Genomic DNA, 20,105 nt, shown 5'->3' on the forward strand with positions numbered 1-20,105 from the left:
AGTACCGTACGGCGGCGGCCCGTTGAGGCGGAAGAGCTCGGTCGCGCCAATCGTGCGGCGGAACGCCGAAGCGGCGGCCCGCCGGGACGGACCGCCGCTTCAGTGACGCGAGTGACGCGAGAACCGGTGCCTGCGAGGCCCCTCGGGCGGGGCGCCGCGTCGCTGCCGCAGGCTCAGAGACCTTCGTCGAGCCGTACGTAGGTCACGGTCGTCTCGATGTCGCTGTCGACCAGACGGCCCTCGGAGTCGAAGGCTTCCTTGCCGTCCGTCATGCCGAAGTCGTTGTCGTTGATCAGGGCGAGGGTGTTCTTGCGGGCCAGCGCGACGCCCTCGATCTTTCCGGGCACGCCCTCGACCTTGTTGAGGTCGACCAGAAGTTCCTTGTCCAGTACGGGAACTCCGGACGCCGCCGGGTCCTCGAGCTCCTCCAGGGCGGGGGAGGTGTCGTCCGCGTCCCACTCGGAGCCGAGGATGCTGCGGGCGCCGCGGAGGTCGACCAGGTGCAGGCGCGAGGCCTTGTCGGTGCGCTCCTGGACGATCAGCCGGTGCTTGCCGACGGCGACCACGGAGGAGATCTTCAGCTCGGAGGTGTCGTCCTCGGAGGGGTCCACGACGTCCACCGGGTCGAAGCGGTAGGCGTACTCGGCGGTGACCTCGCCCTGCCCGGGCGAGAAGCGCAGCAGCCGCGCGGTACGCGACTTCTCGCCCCCGTCCTCGTCGGGCAGCGAGAGCGGGCTCTGCACGGCCAGGACCAGGTCGCCGCCGGGCAGTTGGGCCAGCCCCTCGAAGCCGCGGTTGATCTTGCGGTGCAGCAGCACGGAGGGCAGCGACTCGACCACGGGGTAGTCGGTGCCCTCCAGGTTCAGGCCCTCGGGCACGTGGCGGGCGAGGACCCGGCCCTTGGCGGAGACATGGACGAGCGAGGGACCGTACTCGTCCGCGAGCCAGAAGCTGCCGTCCTCGGCCCGGACGATGCCCTCGGTGTCGAGACCGTTGGGGTCGAAGGCGAGCGGGGTGCCCGCGTCGTAGGTGTACGGGGCCTCGTCGCGGCTCTTCTGGTTCGGCAGGCCGGTGACCGGCTTGCCCGAACGGGTGGTCAGCGGAATGGACTTGAGGACCCGGACACTCTCGCGCCCGACCCGGATCTTCACGATGGCCGGGTCGAAGCCGGGCACCGGGAAGGTGCGCCGCTTCTTGCCGTCGACCTTGATCTGGCCGTTCGGACCCCGGTCGGTGACCGTCCAGAACTCGTTCTTGTCGCCGGCCGGGAAGATGTCGGAGCCGAGGCCGCCGAGGTCGACGTCGCGGTCGTCGTCGACCGAGCCGGGGATCAGCTCGTTGCTGAAGGTGCCGAGCGCAATGTCCGGGAGCTGAGCGGTGCGGGTGACCTCGGCACCGCTGCCCTCGGCGGCCTCGTCCCCACCCTGCACGCCCACAGCGGTTCCGGCCACCGCGGCGGCGGTGAGCACGGCAAGCGGCACCCCGATGGTCAGTCGGCGACGGGTGCGGCGCGAACCGGCGGCGTGTGTGGACATTCGGGGCCTCCTGCGACGAGAGTGCGGTTTCGGCCACACACTCCGTGCACCGCCTCAACGTTCGGCCACCAGTACATGAACGACGGGGGAGCACGCAGCGGATCCTGCGCGGGGTGACAGGCCCCGTGCGGGACCTGTCACCCCGCGCGGACGGTGCGGCACGCCCCGCCTCCCGTCAGGCCTCGTCCCGCGCCTCCCACACGGCTTCCGAAAGCGCCGCCGCCGGGTCGCTGTCCGGTGCGCCCGCGGGCACCCACCGGCCCGCGTCCTCGGCGTAGGGCCACCATCGGCCGTCCTGCCCGAGTCGGAGCTGTCTGCCCCGGCCGGGCAGCGTCCACGCGTTGCCCTTCCGGACGAACCCGGGCCGGTCCTCGTCCGCCCACGCGGTGTCCAGCGCGGACAGGGCGCGGGCCAGGGCGGGACCGTCCGGCTCCCACGCGGAGTCGAGGACCCGCAAGGCCGGTGCGCCGCCGGTCCGCCAGGCACGTACGGCGGTGTCGGCGCCCCGCGCGTCGAGGGCGAGGGCCTCCCGCAGCCGGTCGGCCACCGGCTCGGGCGGACCGACGGCGAGTAGCCGTACGGCGTCGTCGTGCTCGCTCAACTCGCGGCTGGGCAAGGACTGTTCGTGCCCCTCTGCTGCTGAGCGCGCGAGCAGGGCCCGGGCCCGAGCGGCCGTCGCCGTCATCAGGAAGGACAGGGCCTCGGTGTCCGGAGCGGGCCCGGGTGCCGGCTTGGTGGCGAGGGAGGGCAGGGCGGGCGCCGGGGCCGGGAGCGGGGGAAGGGTGGGCAGTGGCGGCAGGATGTCCGCCGCGGCGAAGGCCTCGTACGCGTCGACTCCCTCCTCGGGTACGAGCCGCTCGGAACTCTCCGCACTCTCCGTGGTTCGCTGGCGCCTTGCCCGGTGCGCCTCCAGAGCTTCGAGCAAGGGGCCCTCGCCCAGGCCGCGCAGCAACAGCAGGACGAACGGGTCCTCGTCGAGCAGTCGTGCGGCCTGGTAGCAGAGCGCGGAGCTGTGCGCGCAGTGGTCCCAGGCGCCGCAGTCGCATTCGGCCTCCAAGTCGCCGATGCCCGGGAGGAGTTCGATGCCCGCGGCGGCGGCGTCCTCGGCCAGGTGGTGCGGCATGTCATGGGCGAGGAGCGCCGCCAGATGCCCGGCGCGTTCGCCGACCACCTCGAAGAAGCGGTCCCACTCGTCCGTGGTGAAGCGGTGCAGGAGCACATCCGCCCGGATTCCGGTGCCGTCCTTGTCACGGACGACCGAGGTCAGGCGGCCGGGGCGGACGGAGACGGCGCCCACCGATCCGGAGCGGGCCAGCCGCCGCCCGGCGGCGAGCTGGTGCGACTCCAGCGCGGTGTCCTCCAGCGCCTTCAGCCAGGCACGGCCCCACCAGGTGGCGGCGAAGGAGCGCCCGTGGACGACCGGTGCGAGTGCGAACACCCGTTCCTGCTCGGTGAGTTCGTCCGCGGTGTGCTCGGGGAACTCGTCGGGGGCGTCGGCCATGTCAGGCACTCCTTTCGCTCTGGAGACGTACCAGCGCGGCCAGTTCACCGTCGGACAGCTCGGTGAGCGCCGCCTCGCCGCCGCCGAGTACCGCATCGGCCAGGGCCTGTTTCGTCCGGAGCATCGCGTCGATACGGTCCTCGACCGTGCCCTCAGCGATCAGCCGGTGGACCTGCACCGAACGGGTCTGGCCGATCCGGTGCGCACGGTCGGTCGCCTGCGCCTCGACGGCCGGATTCCACCAGCGGTCGTAGTGCACGACATGTTCCGCGCGGGTCAGGTTCAGACCGGTCCCCGCGGCCTTGAGCGACAGCAGGAAGACCGGCACCGTACCGGCCTGGAAACGCGCGACCATGGCCTCGCGCTCCGCGACGGGCGTGCCGCCGTGCAGGAACTGCGCACCGATCCCGCGTTCGGCCAGCCGCGCCTCGATCAGCCGTGCCATGCGTACGTACTGCGTGAACACCAGCACGCCCGCACCCTCGGCCGTCATGGTGTCGAGCAACTCGTCGAGCAGTTCCAACTTGCCGGAGCGGCCGGACAGTTGGGGATCGGACTCGTCCAGGTACTGGGCAGGGTGGTTGCAGATCTGCTTGAGCGAGGTGAACAGCTTCACGATCAGACCGCGGCGGCCGATGCCGTCCGCGGCGGAGATCCGCTCCAGCATCTCGCGCACCACTGCCTCGTACAGCGCCGCCTGTTCGGCCGTGAGGGCCACGGCCCGGTCGGTCTCGGTCTTGGGCGGCAGCTCCGGTGCGATGCCCGGATCGCTCTTGCGGCGGCGCAGCAGGAAGGGCCGTACGAGACGGCCGAGCCGCTCGGCCGCCACCGGGTCGGCGCCGCCCTCCACCGGCACCGCGTACTGCCTGCGGAAGGCGCCGAGACTGCCGAGCAGGCCCGGCGTCGTCCAGTCGAGGATCGCCCACAGCTCGGAGAGGTTGTTCTCCACCGGCGTACCGGTGAGCGCCACCCGGGCGGCCGCCGGAATACCGCGCAGCGCCCTGGCCGTCGCCGAGTACGGGTTCTTGACGTGCTGGGCTTCGTCGGCGACCACCAGACCCCAGGGCGTGGCGCCGAGCCGCTCGGCGTCCAGGCGCATCGTGCCGTACGTCGTCAGGACGACTTCTCCGGCGGCCGGGGCGGACAGCTCCCTGCGGGCGCCGTGATGGCGGCGCACCGGGGTGCCCGGGGCGAACCTGCCGATCTCGCGCTCCCAGTTGCCCATGAGTGAGGTGGGGCAGACCACCAGCGTGGGACCGGCTGTGGCCGGGTCCTGTTGGCGGTGCAGATGCAGCGAGATGAGGGTGATCGTCTTGCCCAGACCCATGTCGTCGGCCAGGCAGCAGCCGAGCCCGGTTCCGGTCATCCGGGCGAGCCAGCCCAGGCCGCGCAGCTGGTAGTCACGCAACTGCGCGGCGAGCGCGGCGGGTTGGGGCACGCCTTCGGCGCCCTCGTCCGCCGTGAGCAACTCCCTGAGCCGGTTGAGCCTGCCCGCCGCCTCCACCGGTACGCGCTGCCCGTCGATCTCGGCCGACCCCGTCAGCGCCGCGCCGAGGGCCTGTACGGCGCTCATCGCACCGGTCCGCCGCTCGCGCAACCGCGCGACCTGCGCCGGGTCGACGAGCACCCACCGGTCGCCGAGGCGCACGAGTGGCCGTTTGGCCTCGGCCAGGCGGTCGAATTCCGCGGCAGTGAGGTCCTGGTCGTCGAGCGCGAACTGCCAGCGGAACGAGAGCAGTTGGTCGGCACCGACGAGCCCCTTGAAAGCGGCCGGGCCCGTCGAGGCCCCCGACTCACCTTGTACGTCGGTGTGTTCACCGGGGAGTACGGCGCGCGCGGACAGTCCGCGGGCGAGCAGTCGGGGCCAGTGGACCCGGACATCGGCGTCGGCCAGCGCCTGTGCACCGCGGCCGAGCAGGTCCGCCACATCGTCGTCGGCCAGCTCCACCGAGTCCGGTACCGGGGCCGAGAGCAGCGTCCCGAGGGGTGGCCAGTGGTGTGCCGCCCGGCGCAGGGCGATCAGTACGTCACGGCGCACCTGCGGCCCGAATCCCGCCGGGGTACCGGACTGCGCGGCCCACAGCCGTTCCGCGTCCACGACGAGTGCCGGATCGTCGGCACTGTGGACCTGAAGCACCACCCGGAACCGCGGCTCGGCGCCGGTCCCCGCCGCCTCGCCGGTCCCCTCCGCTTTGGTCGCCCGCGCCGTCAACTCCTCGCCCAGACCGGAGACTTCGACCCGCAGCGACAGTCGGACGCCGACGTCGTGCAGCGCGCGCAACGCGGCCGCCCACGGCGTGTACTCCGGACGGCGAAGCACCTCCGCCCCCGCGAAGGCGCCGCCGCCGAGGGCATGCACCGCGGCCGGAGTCCTGGGCAGCGTGTCGGCCACCGCGTCGAGGAAGTCCCGCAGCAGCACGGAGGGGTCCGGCAGTCGCAGGTCCTCCGCCGTCTTGTCCAGGGGTACGCAGTGCGCCAACGGCGGTGCGCACGCGGCGAGTTCGAGAACGCGGGCGTGGTCCTCACCGGTCAGCGGCGCACACCGCCACTGGTCGAAACCGTCCTCGCTCACCCCGGGCAGCAGCCGCCCCCGGGCGACGAGGTCCAGTGCCAGCAGAGCGGCCGCCCCCCAGAACCGCGCGGCCGGGTGCGCCGAAGGGTTCGCGTACGCACGGGTGAGCACCCCGAGCGCCGCCCCGATCGACAGCGCTCTGGTCGCCACGCGCCGCACCTCAAGACCGCCCGCCGGTGCCGGGAGTACGAGGTCGAGTGAGCTGGCGGTGCCGTACCACCGGTCCTTTTCGCACTGCGAGATGCCCTCCGGAAAGTCGCCCGGAAGTCCGTCCGCCGTGGACGGCCAGAAGTGCACCAGAGCGGCGCGGGCGGGCTCGGCCGGAGTGAAGACGGCGCTCCAGCCGGCGAGGTCGGGAGAGTCGCCGGAGTCGGCAGAAAGGTCTGCGGAAAGGATGGGTGAGGAGGGGGCCAGGGAAGGTGAGGGCGATGAGGAGGAGGGAGTGGGGAAGGGAGCAGAGGCGGTAATGGGGGGTACTCCTCAAGTTTGACTAATGCGCGAGCGGTCGATAATACACGGCGCGCGCGATCCGTCAAGGGGTGTGCTGCCACTTTTCCTCTGGGGAGGTCGCAAGCAGGGGAAGGGCGAGCCAATGCTCCTACCCCAACCAGGAGTTGAAGGCCGGACCCACTCCGCTCAGGCGGCGCGTGCGAGGTGGGTGTCCAGCGCCTCCAGGAGCCAGTCGTGGGTGGCGCCCGGTGTCGGGCGGTCGGGGCCGGAGACCTTGGCGACGAGGTTCCAGTAGTGGTCGATCCGCGGGTCCGCGGCCAGCAACTGTCGCAGCTGCCTGCGGAAGTCGGCGGTGTCGCGCTGACCGCTGGCGGCGGCGTAGGCGCCAACGAAGCAGTCCAGCGCCTCGCCCTCGAACGGCGTTCGCCGCGCCCGGAGTTCGGGGGCGGCCAGCAGGTGGGCCTCGCCCAGGCCGTCATAGAGAACGGCCGGGCGCCAGCCCTCGTCGGCCCGGTGTGCGGCGGGCTGGGGCGCGGTGCCGGGGCACGGGCGACTGACGAAGGCGTGCAGCTCGGCGAAGGCGAGTACCTGGCCGGGCGCCGGATCGTCCGGTGGCTGGGGCACCGCGTGTTCGATGAGGGTGGCCGCGACCCGGGCGGGGAGCCGTGCCGGAAGCCAGCGCCGCCAGAAGCGCGCCAGGACGGTGGTGTTGGGCGGTGTGGACAGGGCGCCGACCAGGCGCAGACGCCGGGCGCGTTCGTCCGGAGGGCAGTCCTGCAGGAGCCGCAGTGCCGCCTCCTGCCAGCGCAGCTCGGCCAGCCGGGAGCCGATCTCGCCGAGCTGTCCCGCGATGACGTCCTCCAGGGCGTCCTCCCGGTCCAGGACTCGGGTCACCTCGGGCACCGGCAGATCGAGTCGGCGCAACGACCGGATCAGGGCGAGCCGTTCCACGGCCTCGGGGCCGTAGCGGCGATGGCCGCCCGAGCTGCGGGTGGCCTCGGGCAGCAGACCGCGGTCCGAATAGAAGCGGACGGTCTTGACGGTGACCCCGGCCTGCTCGGCCAGCTCGCCGATGCTCCACATTCCGTCGGGTGACACGGTTTGAACCTCCCTCAGGGGGAGGTCCTAGCGTACCCGCGAACGCGGACGGCCCTTTTAGGGCCTGTCCCGTGGAGTAACGGCGTACAAGGAGGGTTCATGACGGCATTCGTGCTGGTGTCGGAGATCCACACCGGAGCGTGGGTGTGGCGGGAGACCACCGCCCTGTTGCGGGAGGCGGGTGCCGAGGTGCATCCCGTGACGCTTACCGGCATGGGCGACATCAAGCGTCCGGCGCCCGCGGAACCCGGCACCGACCTGGAGACGCACATCGAGGACCTGGTCCGCCTCCTCGACGTCCTGGAAGCACCCGACGTGGTGCTCGTCGGCCACGGCTACGGCATCCACCCCGTGCTCGCCGCCGCCGACCGGCGCCCGGACCGGGTCTCACGCGTCGTCCACGTGGACGCGGGCATGCCCCAGGACGGCGACATCCCGGCCGCCCTCGTTCCCGACCAGGCGATCCGGGAGTACGTGTGGTCCGCGAACGCCACGACGCGGCACAGCGGGACCATCGCCCCACCGCCGCCGGACGGTTGGCAGCGTTACGGCAGCCTGGACGGGGTCTCCGTGGAGGACCTGGCGCTGCTCGACCGACTCGCCGTACCGCAGCCCGTCGGGACGCTCGCCCAGCCGCTGCGCCTGACCGGAGCGGGCGCAAAACTGCCGACCACCGGCATTCTCTGCACCTCCAACGGCGCCGGGATCGCCATGATCGAGGCCTTGGTCGCGATAGGAGACCCGAAGCTCGCGGTGCTCACCGAACCGCGGGTGACCTTCTTCGAACTGCCCACCGGGCACTGGCCGATGCTGTCCGTCCCCGGCGAACTCGCCGAGGCCCTACTCTGTGCCGCCGCGGGCGAAGGACACCGCATCATGCCGAAGCAGGACGAACTCCCGGGCCACCTGCGCCCGTTCCTGCTCAACGTGCCCGAACAGCGCCGCGAACGGATCGGGAACGTCGACCTGTACTTCCCGGACCACGTGCACGCCCTTCCGGCCGGAGGTTCGGCGGAGGACGCGGCCGAGGACCGGTGCGAGCACTCGGCCCCGGGCACATCCAACGGTGAACAGCGGTGCCCCGCAGTGGTGTTCGTGCACGGTGGCCCGCTGCCCGAGGGAATCGAGCCGAGGCCGCGCGACTGGCCCGGCTTCTCCGGTCACGCCCACTACGTCGCCGGCCTCGGGGTGATCGGGGTGACCCTGGAGCACCGGCTGCACGACCTCACCGACTACGGCCGCGCCGCCGAGGACGTCGCCGCGGCCGTCGACCTGGTACGAGCCGACCCGCGCGTGGACCCGGACCGTATCGCCCTGTGGTTCTTCTCCGCCGGGGGCCTGCTGTCGGCGCCGTGGCTGGCGGAGCCGCCGTCCTGGCTGCGCGGTGTGGCGGCGTCGTATCCCATCCTCGTACCGCTGCCGAACTGGGGGATCGACGAGTCCCGGTTCCGTCCGGCGGCGGCCGTGAGCGGGGCGGGAGACCTGCCCATCGTGCTGATCCGGGTCGGACGGGAGATGCCGGAGATCGCCACGACGGTCGCGGAGTTCCTCGCCGCGGCGGGGGAGTGCGGGGCCCGGGTGGAGGTGATCGACGTGCCCGAGGGCCACCACGGCTTCGAGACCCTCGACCACACGGACGAGGCACGTACGGCGCTCGCGGCGGCGATGCGGTCCGTGATCGGACATCTGCGGAGCTGACCCCGCGGCCGGGAGGACTCGGCCGAGGCCGTGCGGCGGGCGCCCCGCAGGGGAGGGCGCCCGCCGCACGGTCGGGGTGGCACAGGGCGACGCTGGAGGGTTTCGCGGGCAGGCGACGCAGCGCGACGCGGTCCGGGCGACGGCGGGAGGCCGAGCGACGACAATGGACTGAAGCGACGACAATGGACTGAGCGGGGTGCGCTTCGCCGACCTCAGGGTTGTCTCAGGGGCGCACACCGGAACCGCGGCCGCGTGCGGCGCGTTCTCCCAGGCAGAGGGCGGCGCGAGCCGCGGAGGAGGCGTGCGAGATGTCGAACAGAGCGAAGGTCGCGGCCGGCGGTGCGCTGGTCGGACTGATCCTGCTGATCTGGCTGCCCTGGTGGGCGGCGCTGTTGATCATCATCGGTGTCCCTGCGGCGGCCTACCTGATGCTCGACCCCGGGCAGCGCCGCAGGCTGCGCCGGGTCGGCCACAAGGAGATCAGGCGCTGAGCCCCACCGCTCAGGAAGGCCGGACGGCCAGCTTGTCCAGGGCGTCGAGGAGCGCGGGCAGTTCGGGGCCGCGTCCCACCGGCAGCACTTCGCCGGGCTCCTCGTCGAGGAGGACGAAGGCGATGTCGTCGGTGCGCGCGACCATGGACCAGCCGGGCCCGTCGACGCGCAGGGTACGGGCGTCCTCGTGCGCGAACGCCGACCTGACCCGGCCCACGGGCGGTGCGGTGTCGACGTAGGCGCGTGCCTCGTCGAGGACTCGCCGGACACCGGGGTGCGGACGCGTGGGCTCCTCGTCCGCCCGGTCCGCGCCGCCGTCCGCCGCGGGCTCGACCTCTTCGGACCCGCGTGCCGCGCTCTCCTCGTGCGTTCCCGCTTCCGCCGCCTTCGCGAAGGTGTCATCGCCGGGCGCATCGCCCCCCTCCGGCGTCACGGCGAAGTCGGCGTCGTCGATCTGCGCCCGCCAGTTCGCCCACTGCAGGGCGATCTCGTCCGCGCCCAGGCGGCGTTGGGCCGGGCCCCAGGAGTCGGTGGCGGGCGGGCTGAGCGGGGGCAGGTCGCCGTCCGCGGGGTCCGGTTCCGGGTCGTGCGGGGCGGGGACGCCGGGGGCCGACACGGCCAGGGTCAGCGGCCAGCCCGGGAGCGCGGCCACCATGGAGCGCTCGTCGGGGGAGAGGTCGTACTCCATGCCGCAGTCCCAGGAGGCGATCGCCACGGCCACCAGGGACACGTCGTCGATGACGACGGTCCAGCGGGCGCCCGCGCCGTCCTGGCCGAGCACCAGGCCGTAGCCCTCGGCGGCGGCTTCGAGCCCCAGCGCCGCACAGGCCTCCGGGTAGTCGTCGCCGAGCACACTGGGGAACTGGGCCGGTGTCAGCAGCAACGCCGTCAGTACGTACAGCGCGTCGTCCCCGGCGTCGACCGCCTCGTCGGTCCCGGCCATCCCGCCCTCCCCTTGTGTCGTCCGTCGGCGCACCCTAACCAGTGCCTCGGGAGCACGTCGAGGCGGGGTGAGCAGGAATTTTGCCCGGAGCGTTCATCGGTGACGTCCGGCCGACGCCACGACGACCGTCCGGATCAAGCCGTGTCGTCCCGGATCCTCTCGGCCAGGACGAGATACCGGGCGTCCTCGTCCACGTACGAAGTCAGTCGCCAACCGGAGTGTGAGAGAAGGGAGTTGAGACGTGGCTCGGCGCGCAGGTCGTCGTCGGTGAGCGGTCTGCCGTGCCGGGCGGCCAGTGCCCTGCGCCCCAGCGGGTGGAACAGCGCGAGCCGTCCTCGCGGGCGCACCACACGCGCCAACTCCCGCAGCCCCGCCTCGGGGTGGGTGAGATGGCTGAGCAGACCGGCCGCGAAGACGACGTCCAGGGCGCCGGTTCGCAGGGGCAACCGTTCCGCGTCGGCGAGCAGCAGCTGCCCGTACGCCGTACGTCCCGTCTCGCGTGCGGTGTCCAGCATCGCGGGCGTCAGATCGGCGGCGAGCACCACGCCCGCCGGACCCACGGCCTCCCGCAGGGCGGGCAGTGCCCGGGCGGTGCCGCAACCCGCGTCGAGCACCCGCTGCCCAGGCCGGAGGCCGAGTGCGCGGACGGCGGCGCGATAGGCGGGGCCGTCGTCCGGGAACCGCCGCTCCCAGTCGGCGGCGCGCACCGTGAAGAACTCCTGGATCTCCGCGCGCCCTGCGCGCCCGCCCCGCGGATCACTGCTGCTCACCATGCCCGCCATCCTCGCAGGCGGCCGACGCGTCGCTCCGGTGGAGCACGGGAGGCCGCACCTCACCCGCACTCACAGGCCCGCCGGCAGCTCAATTCAACGGCAGACGCGGCAACTTGCGCCCCTGCTTCTTCTTGGCGGCGGCCTCCTCGGCCTTCACGACGGCGGCGTACTCGTCCACGTACTCCTGGTCGGAGAGCCGCAGGATCGCGTACATGATCTCGTCCGTCGCCGCGCGCAGGATCGCCCGCTCGTCCTCCATGCCCTCGTAGCGCGAGAAGTCCAGCGGTTCGCCGAAGCGGATGGTGATCCGGCGCGGGCTCGGCAGGCGCTTGCCGGGCGGCTGCGCCTCGAAGGTGCCGATCATCGCGCAGGGGATCACCGGGACACGGCCCTTGAGCGCCATCGCGGCCACCCCGACCTTGCCCTTGTAGAGGCGGCCGTCGTGGGAACGGGTGCCCTCGGGGTAGATGCCGAGCAGTTCGCCCTTGCTCAGGACGCCGAGACCCTCGTGCAGCGCGGCCTGCCCCGCCTGCTTGCCGGAGCGGTCGACCGGGATCTGTCCGACGCTGTGGAAGAAGGCCGCCGTGAGCCGTCCCTTGAGGCCGGGCCCGGTGAAGTACTCGGCCTTGGCCAGGAAGGTGATGCGGCGCTTGAGGATCGCGGGCATCAGGAAGTGGTCCGAGAAGGACAGGTGATTCCCGGCGACGATCGCCGCGCCGTCTTCCGGTACGTGCTCCAGACCTTCGATACGGGGCCGGAACGCCATCCGCAAAAACGGCCCCAGAAGGACGTACTTGAGCACGTAGTAGAACATGTGGGGGGTCCTCCGGGGTCGCGGCTGTCCTTGCAGCGTCACCCCAGCTCAGGGGCTTGGCAGAGACGGACAGTTTAGGTGCAGGCACCTGCGGACGGAACGTTCGGACGGCAAGGAGTTACCTCGGGTACGCCACATCTTTCCGTGCGGGCCATTGTCCGGACGGGCGGACGCGGTCCGCCGCAGCCCCGACAGGACCCCTCCGGGGCCGCGCAGCGGGGCGGCCGGGGGCAGTTCACGCGGCAGAACCTTGGGAGTTCAGGTGCCCTGGGAGGCGACCATCCCGACGGTGATCAACCCGAGCACGACCCAGCCGAACCACAGCCAGCCGTTACTGCCCAGGACCACCGTGTACGCCGTCGTCAGGACCAGGGCCCCGAGCGTGACGACCCCCATGGCCTTCGTAGAACCGGGCATCGCGACACCCTTCTCACGGTGACCGCGCTCCCGCGCGGCCACGGCCTGCCTCCATCCTCCCCGCCGGGCGCCCGGTTGGCCATAGTCCGTGCTGTTCCGCCCACGGGCGGTACGGGGGCGCGATGCGGGTGCGGAGGGGGCTCAGCCCTTGCGGGCGTGGAGGGAGGCCAGGTACGCGTTGTACGCCTCCAGCTCCTTGTCGCCGTCCCGGTCGGCCGCGCGGTCGGTGCGGCGGGCCTGCCGTTCCTCGGAGCGGTACCACTGGTACAGCAGCGCGAGCAGGACGACGACCGAGGGAATCTCACTGAACGCCCAGGCGATACCGCCCGCCGCCGTCTGGTCGGCCAGGGCGTCGATGTCCAGGGAGGCCGGCGGGTTCTCGTAGGTCCCGATCATCGGGGAACTCGCCATCATCAGCGCGATACCGAAGAAGGCGTGGAAGGGCATGCCCGCGAAGAGTTCGAGCATCCGCATCAGATAGCCGGGGCGCCGCGGGCCGGGGTCGACGCCCATGATCGGCCAGAAGAACACCAGTCCCACGGCCAGGAAGTGCAGCATCATCGTGATGTGCCCGGCACGCGACTCCATCAGGAAGTCGAAGATCGGCGTGAAGTACAGCCCGTACAGGCTCGCGATGAACATCGGGATCGTGAAGGCGGGATGCGTGACCACCTTCAGATAGCGGCTGTGCAGGAACATCAGCAGCACTTCGCGCGGGCCTTTGCGGCCGCGACCGGCCACCGGCAGAGCACGGAGCATCAGCGTGACCGGTGCGCCGAGCAGCAGCAGGATCGGCGAGAGCATGCTGATCACCATGTGCTGCACCATGTGCACGCTGAACATGACCATGCCGTAGTCGTTCAGCCTGGTGCACATCATCAGGACGATGCTCAGCACGCCGAGCGTGAAGGCGACGACGCGGCCGACCGGCCAGCGGTCACCGCGCCTGGCCAGGCGGACGACCCCCCAGCCGTAGAGCAGCAGCGCCAGCACACAGCCGACGAGAAAGAAGGGGTCCGTCGACCAGACGAGGCCCCGGCCCAGCGTGAACGGCGGCAGATCGGTCATCGTGCCGTGCCCGCTGTGATCCATCCGCCGGCTCCTGATTCGTGCTGATTGCGCGCGCCGCGTTCGTACGGGTTGCGCGCGCTCTGTCCCGCACCAGAGTAGAACCGGCGCGGAGCGCCGCTGCGCGCGGGGCCCACCGCGGGCCCAGCCGCCCGGCGCGGGGGCGGACCGCGCCGGGGCACAGGTTCAGGGACGCGCCGTCACGTGCTCCGACGCGCCCCTTCGTCCATCAACTCCCGGCGTACGCCTTCGCTCAGGCGGGCTGCTGCTGTGCCGCGGCGATCCGTTCGGCGCGCAGCGCCTCGTACCAGCGGTCGTCGGTCGGCGGCAGCGCGTTCACGTCCAGCGCGAGGCGCAGCAGCAGGTCCGCGATCTGCGGGTTACGGGCAAGCACCGGGCCGTGCATGTACGTGCCGAACACGGTCTCGTTGTACGCGCCCTCGGTGCCGTCGCCCGTGCCGTTGCCCTTGCCGAGCCGTACCCGTGCGAACGGGCGGGCGGTGGGGCCGAGATGGGTGACGCCCTGGTGGTTCTCGAAGCCGGTGAGCGGGGGCAGCCCGAGCGGCGGGTCGATGTCGCCGAACACGTCGCCGACGCAGCGCTCGCCCTCGCCCCGGGTGGAGACCACGTCGAGCAGACCGAGGCCGGGCTCGCGCTGGCCGAGGTCGTTGATGAACTCGTGGCCCAGGATCTGGTACCCGGCGCAGACGGAGAAGATGATCGCGCCGTTGCCCGCGGCGCGCGACAGGCCACCGTCCCTGCGCAGCCGCTCGGCCGCCAGCCGCTGCGGCCGGTCCTCGCCGCCGCCGATCAGATAGATGTCACCGGAGGTGGGCACCGGCTGGTCACTGCGTACGTCGACACGGGTCACGTTCAGGCCGCGCTGCTGGGCCCGGCGCTCCACCACGAGGGCGTTGCCCTGGTCGCCGTAGGTGCTCAGCAGGTCCGGGTAGACCCACACCAGACGCAGGCTGTTGTCGCTCATGCTCGTCAATCCTCGCTGGTCAGTTGCCGACGCGGCGGCGCAGGTCCTGGAAGGCGGTGTAGTTCGCGATCACTTCGATACGCCCCGGCGGCGCCATCTGGACCGCCTCGTCGAGGCTCTGGCACACGTGGAAGCTCTGGTTGGCCACCTCGAGACGCACCGCGAGGTCCAGCTTGCGGTCACCGATGACGAAGATCGGGTGGCCGGTCAGCCGGGTGTAGTCGACGTCCCACAGCCAGGAGGTGTCGGTGCCGTCCGCGCCGCGGGCGTTGACCGAGAGGACCACCGGTGCCGGCGGCTGGTCGATCAGCGAGAAGGTCTCCAGCCAGCCCGCGGGGTTCTTGGCGAGCAGCAGCCGCAGGTCGCGGCCCATGAACTGGACCACGTCGTACCGGCCTGCCACGGCCTGCACCTGGTACATGCGTTCCAGGGCCACCTGCGGCGGCACACCGAAGACGGCGGCCACGGCCGCCGAGCTGGCGGCGTTGGCGCGGTTGGCGCGGCCCGGCAGCTGGAGGTGGATCGGCCAGGCCGAGCCGTGCGGGTCCATGACGTACTCGCCGTTGAGCGCCCAGCTCGGGGCGGGACGGCGGAATCCGCACTGGGCGCAGAACCAGTCGTCGCCGGGGCGCTGCATCACACCGCCGCAGGACGGGCAGGACCAGGCGTCGTCCTTCCACATCTGGCCCGCGGCCACCCACACGACGTTCGGGGAGGAGGACGCGGCCCACACCACGAGCGGGTCGTCGGCGTTGGCGATCACCACCGCCTTGCTGCCCGAAAGCCCCTCGCGCCAGTGTTCGGCGAGCATCCGGGTCTCGGCTGCGCGGTCGAGCTGGTCCCGGGAGAGGTTCAGCAGGGCGATCGCCTTCGGGGCGGTGTCCCGGGCGACCCCGGACAGGTACTTCTCGTCGACCTCGATCACCGCGTAGCGGGCGTCGGAGCCGCCCGCGAGTGCCGAGGTGATGCCCGCGGGCATGTTCGCGCCGAGCGCGTTGGACACCACCGGGCCCGCGGCCCGCAGCGCCTCGGCGATCAGCCGGGTGGTGGTGGTCTTGCCGTTGGTCGCCGAGACCAGGATCACGTCCAGGTGCTGGGCGAGCCGCCCCAGCAGGTCGGGGCTGAGCTTGAGGGCGACCTTGCCGCCGATCACCGATCCGCTGCCGCGACCGGCCGCCCGCGACACCGCGGCGGCGGCCTTGCCTGCCGTCACGGCCAGCCTGGCCCGCGGCGGCAGCGGCTCCGTGTTGCCTGCCATCGTTCTGGATCCTCCTCGCGTACGGCGCCGCGCCTGCCCTCGGCATCGTGTGCGCTCAGCCTATCGAGATCTCGTCACCGGCCTGAACTGCGGCACAACTCGGGCCGCCCGCACCGGACATCGGACCGTACCCTTGCCGCCATGCGACACCGCTCGATTCCGGGCGCCTCGGGGCGCCCACGTGACCTGACCCTGCTCGGCGACGAGCTGCTGCACCGGCACTGCGCCGAGGTCACGGACTTCGGGCCGGATCTGGCCCGCCTGGTGGAGGACCTGTTCGCGACCATGTACGCGGCCCAGGGCGTGGGCCTCGCCGCGAACCAGGTCGGTGTGGGCCTGCGAGTGTTCGTGTACGACTGCCCGGACGACGAGGACCGACGCCACCTCGGACACCTGGTCAACCCGCGCCTGGTGGCCGCGGACGGCCTCCTGATGCGCGGCCCCGAGGGCTGCCTCTCGCTGCCGGGGCTCGAAGCGGGCACGCCACGATACGACCGTGCCGTGGTCGAGGGCTTCACCAGCGGGGGAGAGCCGGTACGGGTGGAGGGCACCGGCTTCTTCGCCCGCTGCCTCCAGCACGAGTGCGACCACCTGGACGGAACCGTGTACGTGGACCGCCTCACGGGCCTTCGCAAGCGCCGGGTGCTGCGGGCCGCGGCCAAGGCGCCCTGGGCGAAGATCGAGACCCGGCGGCTGGCGACCGACGGCACCGGCGGCGAGGGAGCCGGGGTCTTCTAGGGTCCGGCGCTGGCCCAGCGCTCTAGAAGACCGGCCCGCCCGGCTTGTCCCCGGCCTCCGCCAGCCTGCCCCACAGCAGCTCGGTGAGGGAGCTCACCAGTTCCTTGCGGGAGCAGGGGCGCTCGCTGAGCCACCAGTCGCCCGCCGCGTGCATCATGCCGACTATCCCGTGGCCCCACACTCTCGCGAGCTGCGCGCCGCCCGGGCCCAGGTCGATACGTGTCTCGATGACCTCGGCCAGTTCCTCGCCGAGGCGGCGCAGCAGGGGTGCCGAGTGGACCCCGACGTCGAAGCCGCTCTCACCGGTGGGAGCCGTCTCGGCGGGGTGCATCAGAAAGCGGTACACCTGCGGCCGGGCCTCGATGGCCACGAGATAGGTCTCCAGGGTGGCCTCGACGCGCCGCCTGCGGTCGGCGGGGGCGTCGAGCGCCTCGCGGAGTGCGGCGAGCAGTGCGTCGGTGTGCCGCTTGGCGAGTGCCGCGTAGAGTCCGCCCTTGTCGCCGAAGTGGCGGTAAAGGATCGGCTTGGTGATTCCCGCTTCGGCGGCGATCGCGTTCATCGAGGCGCTCGGGCCTTCGCGCTGCACCACCCGGTCCGCGGCGTCCAGGAGTTCACGGCGTCTGCGTTCCGCGGGCAGTTCCTGTTCGGCCTCTTGCCTCGAATTCATAGGATCTCCCCGCCCGTGTTGATCAGGTGCGCGTGAAGAACCTAACACCTCGGACGAGTTCGTCCCGAGTACGGGAGTTGACATTGCCTACCCGCCGGTAACATACTCGGGTTACCTCAAGTAACACGCTGTGGATCGCACCCGCTGGAGGGGTCATGTCCGAGTTCACCATGGATCTCACTGACGAGCAGAAGGAAATCCGGGAGTGGCTCCACGGATTCAGCGCGGACGTGATCCGGCCTGCTGCCGCCGAATGGGACGAGCGCGAGGAGACGCCCTGGCCGGTCATCCAGGAGGCCGCGAAGCTCGGCATCTACTCCCTGGACTTCTACGCCCAGAATTACTTCTCGCCCAACGGTCTCGGCGTTCCCATGATCATGGAGGAGCTGTTCTGGGGTGACGCCGGTATCGCCCTGTCCATCGTGGGTACCGGCCTGGCCGCCGTCGGCGTCGTCGCCAACGGTACCGAGGAGCAGATCGGGACCTGGATCCCGCAGATGTACGGCGACGCCACCGATGTGAAGGTCGCCGCCTTCTGTTCGTCCGAGCCCGACGCGGGCTCGGACGTCGCCTCGATGCGGACCCGTGCCGTGTACGACGAGGCCAAGGACGAGTGGCTGATCAACGGCACCAAGACCTGGGCGACCAACGGCGGCATCGCCAACGTCCACGTGGTCGTCGCCAGCGTCGACCCCGAGCTCGGCTCCAAGGGGCACGCCTCCTTCATCATCCCGCCGAACACCCCCGGCCTGTCCCAGGGCCAGAAGTTCCAGAAGCACGGCATCCGCGCCTCGCACACCGCCGAGGTCGTCCTGGACAACGTCCGCGTCCCCGGCTCCTGCCTGCTGGGCGGCAAGGAGAAGCTCGACGAGCGTCTGGCCCGGGCCCGTGAGCGCGCCAAGGCGGGCGGCGGCGAGCGTGTGAAGAACGCGGCGATGGCCACCTTCGAGGCCTCGCGCCCGGCCGTCGGTGCCATGGCGGTCGGTACCGCCCGTGCCGCCTATGAGGTCGCGCTCGACTACGCCAAGACCCGTGAGCAGTTCGGCCGCCCGATCATCGACAACCAGGGCGTCGCCTTCCAGCTCGCCGACATGCGCACCCAGGTCGACGCCGCGCGTCTGCTGGTCTGGCGGGCGTCCTGGATGGCGGCGACCGGCAAGCCGTTCACCGCGGCCGAGGGCTCGCAGTCGAAGCTGTACGCCTCCGAGGTCTCCAAGTCGGTCACCGCCCAGGCGATCCAGATCCTCGGCGGCAACGGCTACACCCGTGAGTACCCGGTGGAGCGTATGCACCGCGACGCGGCGATCTACACGATCTTCGAGGGCACCAGCGAGATCCAGCGCCTGGTCATCGCCCGTACGCTCTCGGGCATCCAGATCCGCTGACCCGAGCGCGACGGCCCCGTCCGTACGCACGTCGAGAGCCGGGCCGCTTCCCGGTCAGGGATGCGGCCCGGCTCTCGTGTGCGCGTCGGTGCGCGGCGTCGGAGCCCCGCCCGGACGGGGGAATCGCGGGCGGGGCGCTCTGGGGCGGGCGCGGACGACAGTGCGTCCCCGGCCCGCGTATAGATGAACGATAAACGACCTGGGTGTGTTCCCGACGTGCGGGGGTGTTCTGGGAGCGCGGCTGTGAGACGGGCTACACGGTTTCCCAGACGGTCGTGACGTTGCAGAACTCGCGGATGCCGTGGCCGGACAGCTCGCGTCCGTACCCGGAGGACTTGATCCCGCCGAAGGGGAAGGCCGGGTGGGAGGCCGTCATGCCGTTGACGTAGATGCCGCCCGCCTCCATGTCGCGCACGAACCTGGCCACGTCGGCCTCCTCGCGGGTCCACAGGTTCGAACTCAGCCCGAAGGGGGTGTCGTTGGCCACGGCCACGGCGTCGCTCAGGGTCGCCACCCGGTACAGGCAGGCCACCGGGCCGAACGTCTCCTCGCGGTGGATGCGCATGTCGGAGGTGACCTCGGCGAGCACGGTGGGCGCGTAGTACCAGCCCGTCTCCGCCAGGTCCGGCGGGCGCTCGCCGCCGCACAGCACCACGGCGCCCTTCTTCTTCGCGTCCTCGACGAGTTCCTCCAGGTCGGCACGGCCCCGCTCGGTCGCGAGCGGGCCGACGTCGGTGGCCTCGTCCATCGGATCGCCCACCGTCAGCGACCGCATGCCCGCGGTGAAGTACACGGAGAACGCCTCGTACGCGTCCTCGTGGACGATGAAGCGCTTCGCGGCGATGCAGGACTGCCCGTTGTTCTGCACCCGTGCCGTCACCGCCGTCGACGCCGCCTGCTCCAGGTCGGCCGAGGGCATCACGACGAACGGGTCGCTGCCGCCGAGTTCGAGCACCGTCTTCTTGACCACGTCCCCGGCGATCGAGGCCACCGAGCGGCCCGCCGCCTCGCTGCCGGTGAGCGTCGCGGCGGCGACCCGCCTGTCCCGCAGGATGACCTCCACCGAACCGGAACCGATCAGGAGAGTCTGGAAGCAGCCGGGCGGATACCCGGCCTCGCGGAACAGATCCTCCAGGTACAGCGCGGTCTGCGGCACGTTCGAGGAGTGCTTGAGCAGCGCCACGTTCCCCGCCATCAGCGCGGGCGCGGCGAACCGGACCACCTGCCACAGCGGAAAGTTCCACGGCATCACGGCGAGTACGACCCCCAGCGGCCGGTACACCACACGGACCCGCTGTGCACCGGAGTCCGTCACGTCCTCGGGGTCCGGAAGCTCGTCGGCGAGCAGTTCCTGCGCGTGCCGCGCGTACCAGCGCATCGTCTTCGCGCATTTCGCCGCCTCCGCCTTCGCCTGGGCGAGCGGCTTGCCCATCTCGGTGGTCATGGTGCGGGCGATCTCGTCCCGGTCACGGTCCAGCAGGTCGGCGGCCCTGGTCAGGAGCTCGGCGCGGTGGGCGCATCGCGTACTGCGGTAGTCGGCGAAGGCGGAGGAGGCCGTGGCGATACGGCGTGCGATGTCCTTGTCGTCCAGGGGGTCGAATGTCTTGAGGGTGCGGCCGTCGGCGGGATTCACTGTCGCGATGGGCATGACTGCGACCTCCTGAAGGGCTTACTCCGACCCTGACGCGCCACCCTCCGGGCCGCAACGCGAC

Annotated in this window: 17 protein-coding genes; 4 read left to right on the plus strand and 13 right to left on the minus strand. The window is 71.7% G+C overall.

Annotation, left to right across the window (positions count from 1 at the left end):
- Positions 1-173 precede the first annotated feature (173 nt).
- From HUT18_RS32745 to HUT18_RS32760, 4 genes are all read right to left on the minus strand, one after another.
- Positions 174-1,535: an esterase-like activity of phytase family protein gene (locus tag HUT18_RS32745; RefSeq protein WP_176104123.1), complete on the minus strand. Its 1,362-nt coding sequence runs from the start codon at positions 1,533-1,535 to the stop codon at positions 174-176.
- Between the two features lie 175 nt (positions 1,536-1,710).
- The gene (locus tag HUT18_RS32750; protein WP_176104124.1) at positions 1,711-3,036 is read right to left on the minus strand and encodes an SWF or SNF family helicase; all 1,326 of its coding nucleotides are present in this window, start codon (positions 3,034-3,036) and stop codon (positions 1,711-1,713) included.
- 1 nt (position 3,037) lies between these two features.
- On the minus strand, positions 3,038-6,004 hold the full coding sequence (locus HUT18_RS32755; protein WP_176104944.1) for a DEAD/DEAH box helicase: 2,967 nt from the start codon (positions 6,002-6,004) through the stop codon (positions 3,038-3,040).
- Positions 6,005-6,244: 240 nt separating this feature from the next.
- The gene (locus HUT18_RS32760; protein WP_176104945.1) at positions 6,245-7,141 is read right to left on the minus strand and encodes a MerR family transcriptional regulator; all 897 of its coding nucleotides are present in this window, start codon (positions 7,139-7,141) and stop codon (positions 6,245-6,247) included.
- 114 nt (positions 7,142-7,255) lie between these two features.
- Between HUT18_RS32760 and HUT18_RS32765 the strand changes: the two genes are divergently transcribed.
- The gene (locus HUT18_RS32765; protein WP_176104125.1) at positions 7,256-8,854 is read left to right on the plus strand and encodes an alpha/beta fold hydrolase; all 1,599 of its coding nucleotides are present in this window, start codon (positions 7,256-7,258) and stop codon (positions 8,852-8,854) included.
- Positions 8,855-9,162: 308 nt separating this feature from the next.
- Positions 9,163-9,345 (plus strand): hypothetical protein, encoded by a 183-nt coding sequence (locus HUT18_RS32770; RefSeq protein WP_176104126.1) that lies wholly within the window; start codon positions 9,163-9,165, stop codon positions 9,343-9,345.
- A gap of 10 nt (positions 9,346-9,355) precedes the next feature.
- Here the strand turns inward: HUT18_RS32770 and HUT18_RS32775 are convergent, their stop codons facing one another.
- The 7 genes from HUT18_RS32775 to HUT18_RS32805 all read right to left on the minus strand — a co-directional run bounded on the left by HUT18_RS32775 (position 9,356) and on the right by HUT18_RS32805 (position 15,603).
- Positions 9,356-10,288 carry a hypothetical protein gene (locus HUT18_RS32775; RefSeq protein ID WP_176104127.1) on the minus strand — a complete coding sequence of 311 codons (933 nt, stop codon included), beginning with the start codon at positions 10,286-10,288 and terminating at the stop codon, positions 9,356-9,358.
- A gap of 134 nt (positions 10,289-10,422) precedes the next feature.
- Positions 10,423-11,061: a class I SAM-dependent methyltransferase gene (locus tag HUT18_RS32780; RefSeq protein ID WP_176104128.1), complete on the minus strand. Its 639-nt coding sequence runs from the start codon at positions 11,059-11,061 to the stop codon at positions 10,423-10,425.
- Between the two features lie 88 nt (positions 11,062-11,149).
- Positions 11,150-11,875 (minus strand): 1-acyl-sn-glycerol-3-phosphate acyltransferase, encoded by a 726-nt coding sequence (locus HUT18_RS32785; RefSeq protein WP_176104129.1) that lies wholly within the window; start codon positions 11,873-11,875, stop codon positions 11,150-11,152.
- Between the two features lie 258 nt (positions 11,876-12,133).
- Positions 12,134-12,292, minus strand: a complete 159-nt coding sequence (locus HUT18_RS32790) for a hypothetical protein (RefSeq protein ID WP_176104130.1) — start codon at positions 12,290-12,292, stop codon at positions 12,134-12,136.
- Between the two features lie 141 nt (positions 12,293-12,433).
- Positions 12,434-13,384, minus strand: coding sequence for a cytochrome c oxidase assembly protein (locus tag HUT18_RS32795; protein WP_176104131.1), 951 nt, complete (start codon positions 13,382-13,384; stop codon positions 12,434-12,436).
- Between the two features lie 229 nt (positions 13,385-13,613).
- Entirely contained in the window at positions 13,614-14,345 is a 732-nt protein-coding gene (locus HUT18_RS32800; protein WP_176104132.1) for a type 1 glutamine amidotransferase, read from the minus strand.
- Positions 14,346-14,364: 19 nt separating this feature from the next.
- A complete protein-coding gene (locus tag HUT18_RS32805) occupies positions 14,365-15,603 on the minus strand; it encodes a MurT ligase domain-containing protein (RefSeq protein ID WP_176104133.1) in 1,239 nt (412 codons plus the stop codon).
- Positions 15,604-15,744: 141 nt separating this feature from the next.
- Between HUT18_RS32805 and def the strand changes: the two genes are divergently transcribed.
- Positions 15,745-16,341: a peptide deformylase gene (def, locus tag HUT18_RS32810; protein WP_176104134.1), complete on the plus strand. Its 597-nt coding sequence runs from the start codon at positions 15,745-15,747 to the stop codon at positions 16,339-16,341.
- A 22-nt stretch (positions 16,342-16,363) separates the two neighbouring features.
- Here def and HUT18_RS32815 read toward each other — a convergent pair whose 3' ends face one another.
- On the minus strand, positions 16,364-17,008 hold the full coding sequence (locus tag HUT18_RS32815) for a TetR family transcriptional regulator (protein ID WP_176104135.1): 645 nt from the start codon (positions 17,006-17,008) through the stop codon (positions 16,364-16,366).
- Positions 17,009-17,163: 155 nt separating this feature from the next.
- Here HUT18_RS32815 and HUT18_RS32820 point away from each other — a divergent pair, with 155 nt between their 5' ends.
- Positions 17,164-18,393, plus strand: coding sequence for an acyl-CoA dehydrogenase family protein (locus HUT18_RS32820; RefSeq protein ID WP_176104136.1), 1,230 nt, complete (start codon positions 17,164-17,166; stop codon positions 18,391-18,393).
- Positions 18,394-18,646: 253 nt separating this feature from the next.
- On the opposite strand, the gene HUT18_RS32825 is transcribed toward HUT18_RS32820, so the two are convergent.
- On the minus strand, positions 18,647-20,041 hold the full coding sequence (locus HUT18_RS32825; protein ID WP_176104137.1) for an NADP-dependent succinic semialdehyde dehydrogenase: 1,395 nt from the start codon (positions 20,039-20,041) through the stop codon (positions 18,647-18,649).
- Positions 20,042-20,105: the final 64 nt, after the last annotated feature.

The organism is Streptomyces sp. NA04227 (assembly GCF_013364195.1).
Classification (GTDB): domain Bacteria; phylum Actinomycetota; class Actinomycetes; order Streptomycetales; family Streptomycetaceae; genus Streptomyces.

Coding starts and splice junctions, on each gene's coding strand:
- HUT18_RS32805 (WP_176104133.1), bottom strand. CDS start 15,603: ATGGCAGGCAACACGGAGCCGCTGCCGCCGCGGGCCAGGCTGGCCGTG.
- HUT18_RS32780 (WP_176104128.1), bottom strand. CDS start 11,061: ATGGTGAGCAGCAGTGATCCGCGGGGCGGGCGCGCAGGGCGCGCGGAG.
- HUT18_RS32815 (WP_176104135.1), bottom strand. CDS start 17,008: ATGAATTCGAGGCAAGAGGCCGAACAGGAACTGCCCGCGGAACGCAGA.
- HUT18_RS32825 (WP_176104137.1), bottom strand. CDS start 20,041: ATGCCCATCGCGACAGTGAATCCCGCCGACGGCCGCACCCTCAAGACA.
- HUT18_RS32785 (WP_176104129.1), bottom strand. CDS start 11,875: ATGTTCTACTACGTGCTCAAGTACGTCCTTCTGGGGCCGTTTTTGCGG.
- HUT18_RS32770 (WP_176104126.1), top strand. CDS start 9,163: ATGTCGAACAGAGCGAAGGTCGCGGCCGGCGGTGCGCTGGTCGGACTG.
- def (WP_176104134.1), top strand. CDS start 15,745: ATGCGACACCGCTCGATTCCGGGCGCCTCGGGGCGCCCACGTGACCTG.
- HUT18_RS32795 (WP_176104131.1), bottom strand. CDS start 13,384: ATGGATCACAGCGGGCACGGCACGATGACCGATCTGCCGCCGTTCACG.
- HUT18_RS32765 (WP_176104125.1), top strand. CDS start 7,256: ATGACGGCATTCGTGCTGGTGTCGGAGATCCACACCGGAGCGTGGGTG.
- HUT18_RS32800 (WP_176104132.1), bottom strand. CDS start 14,345: ATGAGCGACAACAGCCTGCGTCTGGTGTGGGTCTACCCGGACCTGCTG.
- HUT18_RS32750 (WP_176104124.1), bottom strand. CDS start 3,036: ATGGCCGACGCCCCCGACGAGTTCCCCGAGCACACCGCGGACGAACTC.
- HUT18_RS32820 (WP_176104136.1), top strand. CDS start 17,164: ATGTCCGAGTTCACCATGGATCTCACTGACGAGCAGAAGGAAATCCGG.
- HUT18_RS32775 (WP_176104127.1), bottom strand. CDS start 10,288: ATGGCCGGGACCGACGAGGCGGTCGACGCCGGGGACGACGCGCTGTAC.
- HUT18_RS32790 (WP_176104130.1), bottom strand. CDS start 12,292: ATGCCCGGTTCTACGAAGGCCATGGGGGTCGTCACGCTCGGGGCCCTG.
- HUT18_RS32760 (WP_176104945.1), bottom strand. CDS start 7,141: ATGTGGAGCATCGGCGAGCTGGCCGAGCAGGCCGGGGTCACCGTCAAG.
- HUT18_RS32745 (WP_176104123.1), bottom strand. CDS start 1,535: ATGTCCACACACGCCGCCGGTTCGCGCCGCACCCGTCGCCGACTGACC.